Raw genomic sequence first — 7966 nt, 5'->3', positions numbered from 1 at the left:
CCGGGGATAGGGAATGTCCGATCAAATAAATACTTTTACAGTACAGGCCATCGAACATCACCGCAAAAAGGTCAGGTTCTTCTCAACCGTCGATCTGGTCAACGCCTTGGAACAAGAGAAGGCTATGAACAAGGCGGGCCAACTTGCAGACCGCTTGCTACGCCTTGATCTGATTATCTTGGATGAGTTGGGCTATCTGCCGTTTAGCACGTCTGGGGGTGCCATGTTGTTCCACTTGCTCTCGAAGCTTTACGAACAAACAAGCGTTATCATCACGACAAATCTCAGCTTCAGCGAATGGGCAGGTGTCTTCGGTGATGCCAAAATAACCACAGCTCTACTCGATCGACTAACGCACCACTGTGCTCGCCGCTGGGCTTGAACCAATGGCACCTCACGGCTCGCCCTAGAGACTGGCAATGACAGCTTCTGCTTCCGCGCAAGCGCCAAAACAAGCACTAATGCGCCCAAAGTCAGAAAGGAAAAACCAACCTCTTGACCCAACACCCGCAACGCGAGACATAACTTAGCCCGGGTCAATTCTCGATGAAAATACCGGGTCACTTCTCAGCGACAATCAACATTGTAGCCACCAGCACCATTGCACCCAAGCCCTTATTGCGTCCCATTCGCAAAATGAGCATGCCCTAGTTGCGAATGATTCTCAAGTGCATTGACGCAGTGAAGATACTGGGGCACCAATTGGCATTCACCCAATAGGTGACTCGCCGCAACATTTTGGAGCCCACGATGACACGCCAAAGCCAATTCCCGTGCTACGAATATCTCGACCAACCATTGTCCGCGTTAACCAAAAACGAGGCACACTTGGTCGTGACGATGCGCATTTGGGCAAAAGGAGCCATGGCGCGAACATGTCCGCTGCGGCTGGTCGCACCAAGGTTTTTGCAGACGGGGCAAGGCCATTTGATGGTGCCGTTCCATCATTTCATGATGACCCTTAGTCATAGTGCCGCACGCGCAATTGGCCTGTCGTCGCACGAAGATGGGTGCGTTACAGACGATGAGGCGTTGGTGCTGGCAGCATTGGGGTATGTGGTTTACGCGGATGCTGCGGGCGCGCGATATGCATTGGCACCGATAGTCGCTGCGGATTGTCTAGATGCGCTCATTTGCAGAATCGTATCTATTTTGCCTATTTTAGTGCCCCAGAACATTCAGTAATGCCTTAAAGCACTCGCAACCAAATCGAAAATTGGTTTTGTCTGTTTTTGTGCGCCTTTGGATGGGTTCTGAATGGCAACAGATGGCGCAATTGAAGCTGTCGGCACTTCGGCTGAACTTGGCCGATTGTGGTTTGTCCGCGTAGGAGAGCTCGGACGTTAAAAGTTGCAATTTAGAGGCGAAAAAATTCTTCGACCAAATGGCCCGAATTATAGGTGGTACAGCAGTGCCATTGGTAGCCGTACCGCTGCTTGTGATGGGCGCTGATCCGATTTGGTTGGCAGTGATGATCGCGATGGTCTTGCAAACATTCTTTCTAACGCCACCATTTGGTTTTGCTCTATTCTACTTGCGCGGCGTTATACCCTTCATCGGCTTGCAGCTCCTAGCTGTTGCCTTGATTTAGTTCATCCCAAGCGTGCCAACTTGGCTACCTAATCTGTTGTACCGATAAGGAACGTGATCCCGATCCCAATGCCCAGAGTAGGGGGGTTAGCTGGCTTGGCCCCAAAGCGGGAATGGGTCTACCAAATCGGTCCGGGGCTTGATGATCTGGCCGACTTTGGGATTGGGATCAGTTAAACATGCATCAAGGCGCGCGCGCAATTTCGCTTCATCCATGCCGATGCCAATAAAGACAAGTTCTTGGCGACGGTCGCCATAGCGGGCGTCCCACTTGGTCAGAATGTGCTGGTGAAACTCTTCGCTTTGTGGCCAACTCTCTCGAGGGACTGCCGACCACCAGCGACCAACGCCTTCGTGACGCACAAGAGCACCGGCTTGGCTCATCTCGCCAATCCAGTCTGGGCGCGTGGCCAACCAGAAAAAGCCCTTGGCCCGGACAACATTAGGCCATTCTGAATTACAAAAGTCAGCAAATTTTTGTGGATCGAACGGCTTGCGCGCCCGGTAGACAAAGCTCTCAAACCCATATTCTTCGCTCTCTGACTTATGGGCCTCAAAACCGTAAAGCTCCTTTGCCCAAGCTGGGTGATCTTCCGCTTTGGTAAAATCAAAGCGGCCAGTATCTAGCACCCGCGCAAGCGGTACTTCTGAAGAATTTGTCTCAACAATGTCAGCATCCATATTGAGTGCGCGGACCAGTTTACGCACTGTGGTCAGATCGGCTGGCGCGACTTCGTTGACCTTGTTGAGGACAATAACATCGGCAAACTCAATCTGGTCGACCAGAAGCTGCACCAAGGGCCTTTTGTCATCTTCGCCCAAGGATTCGCCGCGATCAGCCAAGAAGTCCTGGCTGGAATAATCCTTCAGAAGATTGGCCGCATCTACCACTGTCACCATCGTATCTATGCGGGCGACATCGGAGAGGCTTTGTCCTTCCTCATCGCGAAAGTCAAAAGTGGCCGCGACAGGCAAAGGTTCTGAGATGCCGGTGGATTCGATTAACAGGCTATCATAGCGGCCCGCTTCGGCAAGCCGGCGGACCTCAACCAGAAGATCATCGCGCAAGGTGCAGCAAATGCAGCCGTTCGACATTTCCACCAGCGTTTCTTGCGTGTGCGAGAGGTCGCCACCCCCAGCCCGGATGAGGTCGGCATCAATATTGACCTCGCTCATATCATTGACGATCACCGCCACTTTCCGGCCCTCGCGATTGTTCAGAATATGGTTCAGCAGCGTGGTCTTACCTGCGCCGAGAAAGCCCGAAAGCACTGTAACAGGGAGGCGGTCTGGTGTTGTCACAGCTTTATGCCCTTTCCTAGATATGTTATGTTATCTTATAACACTCATTTAGAAACGTAAGTCCTGATGTTCAGTTCATCCACAACCGTCGCGCGCCGCTTTGACACGCTGGCTGTCGTCCTTAGTGGTGCGTGTCTGGTGCATTGCCTGCTCTTACCGATTGCAGCAGCCTTTCTGCCGCTCTTGTCTCATGCTGCCAATGCAGAATGGGTACATTGGGTGTTTGTGGCTTTAGCAGTGCCAACCTCGTTCTTGGCCTTGCGTCATCATGGCAACGGAAGCCTGCGCATCATTTTGTTACGTGTAGTCGCCACGCTCGGCCTCGTGTTTCTGGTTTGCGGCGCCCTTGGTTGGCCAAGCTATGAGGCCGAGGCCTTATTGACCGTGATAGGTGGCCTCATTCTCGTGGGCGTACATATGGTAAACTATGTGACGGGGCATCGCGGCGCGGCAAAACGAGGCCGTTGAGTTGTTTCCCTAACGAGATCGGGCAATCAGACTCCAAGTAAATGGATCTAGTGCATCCGTTTCGTTCGGCGTTTTGGCTTAAGCTTCGAGACTAGGTCAAAATCGGTTCAGCCACTTGCGTTAGACAATGACCCCGCCCCTTAAAATCCAGCCAGCAGTTTGCAGGATCTTCAGAGGCACTGTCGTGCCCCCACTTTTTTGGGCCAGCGGAAGCTAGAGTAACCCGGCGTGTTGAGGTGCCCCCATTGTTCGGGCCAGTTGGAGCTAGAGTTTCCCAGCCTTAGTCACCACTGAAGAACGCAGCAGGCGTAATCCATTTCCGGGCACTTAAACGACCGCTCATTTGGAAAACCCCGCTCCATCAACGCACGACAATCTTTTGATGCACATGAGCGGTGTTGCCACACGCAACCCCTGGTCCAGACACAGGTCGAGGAGTGCAGCAAGAGAGGACGGGGCAATCGGGCCCCAGCCTTCTGGCTCAAGCCCATGGAAACACAGGACCTGCCACGAGGGTGGGCCGCCAATCAAATCTGAAATCAGCGCCTTGGCTCCAGCCTCCAGGTCGGGCGGCATAGGGAAAGCCGCATCAAACACCAGATCGTCACGCGACCAGGCCAAACGGTTCCGCCCGACGTTGGCCTTGGTCGCTCGCACCGCCACAAAGCGCTCGGCCATGAAGGTGCGCAGATCGTAGGGCAAATGATTATAAGCACAGTGATAGATGATGGCTTCCGGTGCCTCGTCTGCCATGCCGTCCAAAAACTGGTCTAGTGAGGAAGCGATCTCATCTCGCGCGATCTGGTCGCTGACCTGCCCCAGATGCACATGGCGGTGTCCATGGGGCATGATCTCATGGCCACGCGCGGCAAGGTCTCGCCAGAGTCCGAAGTCTCCGATTTTGCCCGACCTGATGAAAGGGTCTTCGGCATGGGATGGATCGGTCAGGACGCAAAAGTTGGCCTTCAACTCGCGCTCTTCAAAAAGGGTTGCGATTGCTTCGCATGAGGCGGCATAGCCATCATCAAAGCAAAAGCTGACGGCAGAAGTTTGCTCAACGTACTGGTCAAAGCCTTGCCCAACATCGCCGCCAGCGGGATCACCAGAAGGACTACCAGAGGAACTAAACGAGGCGTTCATAGACATTCTTCGTCCAGACGTGGTTCTTGCAGATGGCCTCGATGTCCGCTTCGTCGAGCGGTGGGAGGGCGACAAGAGCGAGTGCGCGCTCGACTTCGGCAACGCTCACAAGGCCCAGCGTCATTGTAGAGACTCGGCGGTCTGAGAGCACAAACCGGATCGCTAACTCGTCAAGGCTGTCGACCGCGCGATCGAGAAAGGCGCGCTTCAAGCCTTCAAGCCGACGGTGATATTCGCCGACATTGGTGCCCGACAGGAAATGATGAGCCTTGAAGGCAGCCTCATCCATCATTCCGGACAATGCGCCGCTATCCAGGACACATCTGGCGATTGTGCCAATACCGCGGCGTTCGGTCATCGGCAGAAGCGAAACACGAGGGCGGGATTCAAACACATTGTAAATGAACTGCACCACATCGACATGCGCGTCCTCCACGACTTTCAAGACGGCGTCATGCTCGTGATCCTGAGCGCTCACTGCGATTTGGTCGATCTTACCCTCAGCCCTGAGCGCCAGAAGGGTTTCGCGCCAGTCTGGCTCGAAGCTCCACAAGTAGAACCACTGGTGCAAATGAACGACGTCGAGCCGCTCGACACCCAAAGCCTTGAGGCTTGCCTCGACCGAAGCCCTGATGGAGGCGGGGGTAAACGCGCACGAAATTGGGGCATAATGGCGGAACGTGTCGACGCTCAGGGGCGCGATCTTGGACGAGACGAGCGGCTTTGTGCCGCGCCACGCCGCAAGTGTTGCACCGATGATGTCCTCCGAACCGGGGTAGATGCGGGCGGTGTCAATCATCGTCACCCCGCCCTCCAATGCCCGCAACAGTGCCGGTGAAACGCCGTAGCTCAAGTCAGGATCGCGCGCGATCAGCATGGCTCCGAACGTCAAAGGACAGACCGAGGGCCCGTAAACGCCGAGCTTGCGATCACCATTCAATGAAACCGCGCCAGATATGCTCATGCTGGCATGGGCATCAGAAATTGCCGTTGCGGATCGTTCTGTGCCACGGGCTCATCCTGGCCGGCGGGGTAGGCCAAGGCACCGTCTGGGGCATATTGCAGGATATAGCTCTTACGCACGCCATCAGTCAGATTGGGGCCGGTCCGATGAGGTGTCAGGGAGGAGAACACCACGATGTCGCCCTTTTTTGCCGGAACCGCTTCAGCGCCATCAGGGTTTGAGAGGCATTGCCAGCCAAGGTCTGTCGGCTGATGTTGGAGAGTGCCCTTGGTATGCAAGCCTGGCACCACCCACGGGCATCCGTTTTCCGGGGTTGCGTCCACCAGGGCGACCCAGCAGGTCAGATATTGCTGTGGTTCGGTGTAGGTATAGCCATTGTCCTGGTGCCAGGGGAACTCTTCGGGATTACCGGGCTTCTTGTAGACGGCTTGATCCCAGTACAGCCTGCTTGGTGTGCCCATGATGTCCTGGCAAAGCCGCGCAAATACTTCATGTTGGGCGAAGGCCTTTAGAGTCTCAGACTTCGAGACCAGATGAATGGTGAACGTGATGGCATCCGCCTTAGCTATCATCATGCGGCCATCTGGCTGCCTGCGCAGCATTGCTTCCATTTGTTGCTCGAAAGGCTCGATCGCTTGGGCGACCGCGTCCATTTCAGCTGCGTCAAAAGCACCTTCGAGCCGGAAGTAGCCTTTTTCATCATACTGGCGTGCTTGTTCTGCTGTAAGGATCGTGAAAGGTCCCCTGGTGGGGTTCCACGCGAATTGCACGTTACGGGGATGTTGGACTATCATCTGGTTCTGAACCTCGTATATTCACCATCCAAATGGATATCGAATGTTAGATTTGAATGCAAGCATTACTTTGGCGAACGAACGCCCCAAACGAACGTATCGCGGTGGCGTGCGCACACGTCAGAAGGTGGAGACTGGCGAGCGTATCTTGAATGCAGCCTTGAGCCGGTTTGCGCGCACTGGATTTGACGGGGCCGCTGTGCGTGACATTGCCCTGGACGCGGGCGTCACGCACGCTGCAATCCGGCTGCACTTCGGTACGAAGGAGGATTTGTGGAAGGCCGCGGTCAGTTTTCTGTTTGAGCGATTTGGAAAAGAGATGACCGGTTTGGCAGACGTGAGCGACCCACTGGCTGAGGTTCTTGCCCGCTATGTCCGCTATTGCGCCGCTCATCCAGAGCATGTGCGCATCATGGTGCATGAATCCATTGGAGATTCCGAACGCTTGTACTGGATGGTCGACAATCATATTGCCCCGGCTCATCAAGGTTTGCGTCCTTTACTTGAGGCGGCAATGGAGAGCGGCCGCTTGCCGGAGGTGCCGGTTGTTTCGCTGATCTACATGATGTCATGCGCGGCTCAGGCACCCTTCATGCTGGGTGCAGAAGCCAAGCGCCTGTACGGGATTGATGTCACGCACGCCGCCTTTGTCGAGCAACACGTGCGAGCTGTACTGAAGGCGTTCGGCATCTCTGACCAGAGCAGGAAGGCCCCGGATCAAGAGCCTTCCAGACTGGTAGACTGAAGTGCTTCAAGAATGAGGCCCCGCAATCTAGTATCGCATGTTCAGGCCGATCTCCACGGTCCGCTCCGCATCCGCGCTGACCCATTGCGCGCGACCGCCAACACCGTCAAACGGGGTGTCGAATATGCCGGTCACACGACCGCACCTAACTGATCCTGCCAAACAAACTGAAAAAGCACTTGCAAAAACCCGGGCGTCCACACACGCCTTTGCACCCAAGACCCCCGATCTGCCGAGCTCTTGAAACCTTTTCTCGAAGGCAAAGACCTGAAGCGCTGGCGGGCAGAACCGCGTGGCTTATGGTTAATCAAGATCGAAAAAGGGTGGACAAGATCAAGATTTAATACATCCGACGAGGCCCTAGCTTGGGCAAGCCTATCGACAAATTATCCCGCGATAGCAGCCTGGCTTTTTCCATTCGCCGCATCCGCCCAAATAAGAACTGACAAAGGCGAGTTTTGGTGGGAACTAAGAGCGTGCGCCTACTATGAAAAGTTTGATGCTGCAAAAATCAGCTATAAGGATATGGCCGACAGTGCCCCGTTTCATGTGGACACAGAAGGCGCAGTCATGGCGAACACGGGGTATTTTATCCCAAGCGGTGAACACCACCTCGCCGCCTATCTTAACTCAAAGCTGCTTTGGTTCATATATTTGAACTGAGGTGGACCCCATTCGTCGGACAGGTTTGCGGCTTGGATAAGCTGGTATCTAGTTTTGGTTTTCACGCCGCAAGTTGGAGTTTTGGCGCAGCCTGATCCGGGGTTAACCCCGGATCAGGCTGAGCGGGTTCTTTGGCATATGCCTCATTGGGTGTGGCCCCGCCAAGGGCCGAGTGGGGTCGGTCGGCATTGTAGTAGCTGATCCATTTTCCAAGGCCTGCCCGCAGCTCGGTGCCGGTCTCGAAGGCATGGATGTAGACGCACTCGTACTTCAGCGACCGCCACAGCCGTTCGATGAACA

At 54.9% G+C, this 7966-nt stretch carries 10 protein-coding genes and 1 pseudogene; 6 read left to right on the top strand and 5 right to left on the bottom strand.

The features are described 5' to 3' along the window. Window positions 1-40: 40 nt before the first annotated feature. The 3 genes and pseudogenes from B7364_RS04240 to B7364_RS18360 all read left to right on the top strand — a co-directional run. Window positions 41-499 (top strand): annotated as a pseudogene (locus tag B7364_RS04240) (ATP-binding protein); the annotation flags it as partial. Window positions 500-750: 251 nt separating this feature from the next. Next, window positions 751-1185, top strand: coding sequence for a hypothetical protein (locus tag B7364_RS04235; protein WP_085338695.1), 435 nt, complete (start codon window positions 751-753; stop codon window positions 1183-1185). Between the two features lie 199 nt (window positions 1186-1384). Further along, on the top strand, window positions 1385-1591 hold the full coding sequence (locus B7364_RS18360; protein ID WP_157893481.1) for a TRAP transporter large permease subunit: 207 nt from the start codon (window positions 1385-1387) through the stop codon (window positions 1589-1591). 86 nt (window positions 1592-1677) lie between these two features. Here the strand turns inward: B7364_RS18360 and zigA are convergent, their stop codons facing one another. Further along, the gene (gene zigA / locus B7364_RS04225) at window positions 1678-2892 is read right to left on the bottom strand and encodes a zinc metallochaperone GTPase ZigA (protein ID WP_085338694.1); all 1215 of its coding nucleotides are present in this window, start codon (window positions 2890-2892) and stop codon (window positions 1678-1680) included. Between the two features lie 66 nt (window positions 2893-2958). Here zigA and B7364_RS04220 point away from each other — a divergent pair, with 66 nt between their 5' ends. Beyond that, window positions 2959-3360 (top strand): MerC domain-containing protein, encoded by a 402-nt coding sequence (locus B7364_RS04220; protein ID WP_085338693.1) that lies wholly within the window; start codon window positions 2959-2961, stop codon window positions 3358-3360. Window positions 3361-3699: 339 nt separating this feature from the next. On the opposite strand, the gene B7364_RS04215 is transcribed toward B7364_RS04220, so the two are convergent. From B7364_RS04215 to B7364_RS04205, 3 genes are all read right to left on the bottom strand, one after another. Then, the gene (locus tag B7364_RS04215; protein ID WP_157893480.1) at window positions 3700-4500 is read right to left on the bottom strand and encodes a polysaccharide deacetylase family protein; all 801 of its coding nucleotides are present in this window, start codon (window positions 4498-4500) and stop codon (window positions 3700-3702) included. Beyond that, the gene (locus tag B7364_RS04210) at window positions 4484-5377 is read right to left on the bottom strand and encodes an aldo/keto reductase (protein ID WP_157893479.1); all 894 of its coding nucleotides are present in this window, start codon (window positions 5375-5377) and stop codon (window positions 4484-4486) included. The genes B7364_RS04215 and B7364_RS04210 overlap by 17 nt, the downstream gene beginning before the upstream one ends. A gap of 83 nt (window positions 5378-5460) precedes the next feature. Continuing rightward, window positions 5461-6234, bottom strand: a complete 774-nt coding sequence (locus B7364_RS04205; RefSeq protein ID WP_157893478.1) for a phytanoyl-CoA dioxygenase family protein — start codon at window positions 6232-6234, stop codon at window positions 5461-5463. A gap of 67 nt (window positions 6235-6301) precedes the next feature. On the opposite strand from B7364_RS04205, the gene B7364_RS04200 reads away from it, so the two are divergent. Together B7364_RS04200 and B7364_RS04195 are read left to right on the top strand one after the other, a co-directional pair. Further along, complete coding sequence (locus B7364_RS04200) at window positions 6302-7003, top strand: TetR/AcrR family transcriptional regulator (protein WP_085338689.1); 702 nt, start codon at window positions 6302-6304, stop codon at window positions 7001-7003. A gap of 240 nt (window positions 7004-7243) precedes the next feature. Next, window positions 7244-7666 (top strand): TaqI-like C-terminal specificity domain-containing protein, encoded by a 423-nt coding sequence (locus B7364_RS04195; protein WP_085338688.1) that lies wholly within the window; start codon window positions 7244-7246, stop codon window positions 7664-7666. Between the two features lie 61 nt (window positions 7667-7727). On the opposite strand, the gene B7364_RS04190 is transcribed toward B7364_RS04195, so the two are convergent. Continuing rightward, the coding region (locus B7364_RS04190) for an integrase core domain-containing protein (RefSeq protein WP_232780804.1) at window positions 7728-7966 on the bottom strand (239 nt) is incomplete at its 5' end.

This window comes from Aquidulcibacter paucihalophilus (assembly GCF_002105465.1).
Lineage (GTDB): Bacteria > Pseudomonadota > Alphaproteobacteria > Caulobacterales > Aquidulcibacteraceae > Aquidulcibacter > Aquidulcibacter paucihalophilus.
The sequence above is the reverse complement of the archived record's forward strand: the minus strand, read 5'-3'. Positions and strand labels throughout refer to the sequence as shown.

What these genes read in the sequence shown, in the direction of transcription:
- B7364_RS04235 (WP_085338695.1), top strand. Translation starts at nt 751, where the DNA reads ATGACACGCCAAAGCCAATTCCCGTGCTACGAATATCTCGACCAACCA.
- B7364_RS18360 (WP_157893481.1), top strand. Translation starts at nt 1,385, where the DNA reads ATGGCCCGAATTATAGGTGGTACAGCAGTGCCATTGGTAGCCGTACCG.
- B7364_RS04220 (WP_085338693.1), top strand. Translation starts at nt 2,959, where the DNA reads ATGTTCAGTTCATCCACAACCGTCGCGCGCCGCTTTGACACGCTGGCT.
- B7364_RS04215 (WP_157893480.1), bottom strand. Translation starts at nt 4,500, where the DNA reads ATGAACGCCTCGTTTAGTTCCTCTGGTAGTCCTTCTGGTGATCCCGCT.
- B7364_RS04210 (WP_157893479.1), bottom strand. Translation starts at nt 5,377, where the DNA reads ATGCTGATCGCGCGCGATCCTGACTTGAGCTACGGCGTTTCACCGGCA.
- B7364_RS04200 (WP_085338689.1), top strand. Translation starts at nt 6,302, where the DNA reads ATGTTAGATTTGAATGCAAGCATTACTTTGGCGAACGAACGCCCCAAA.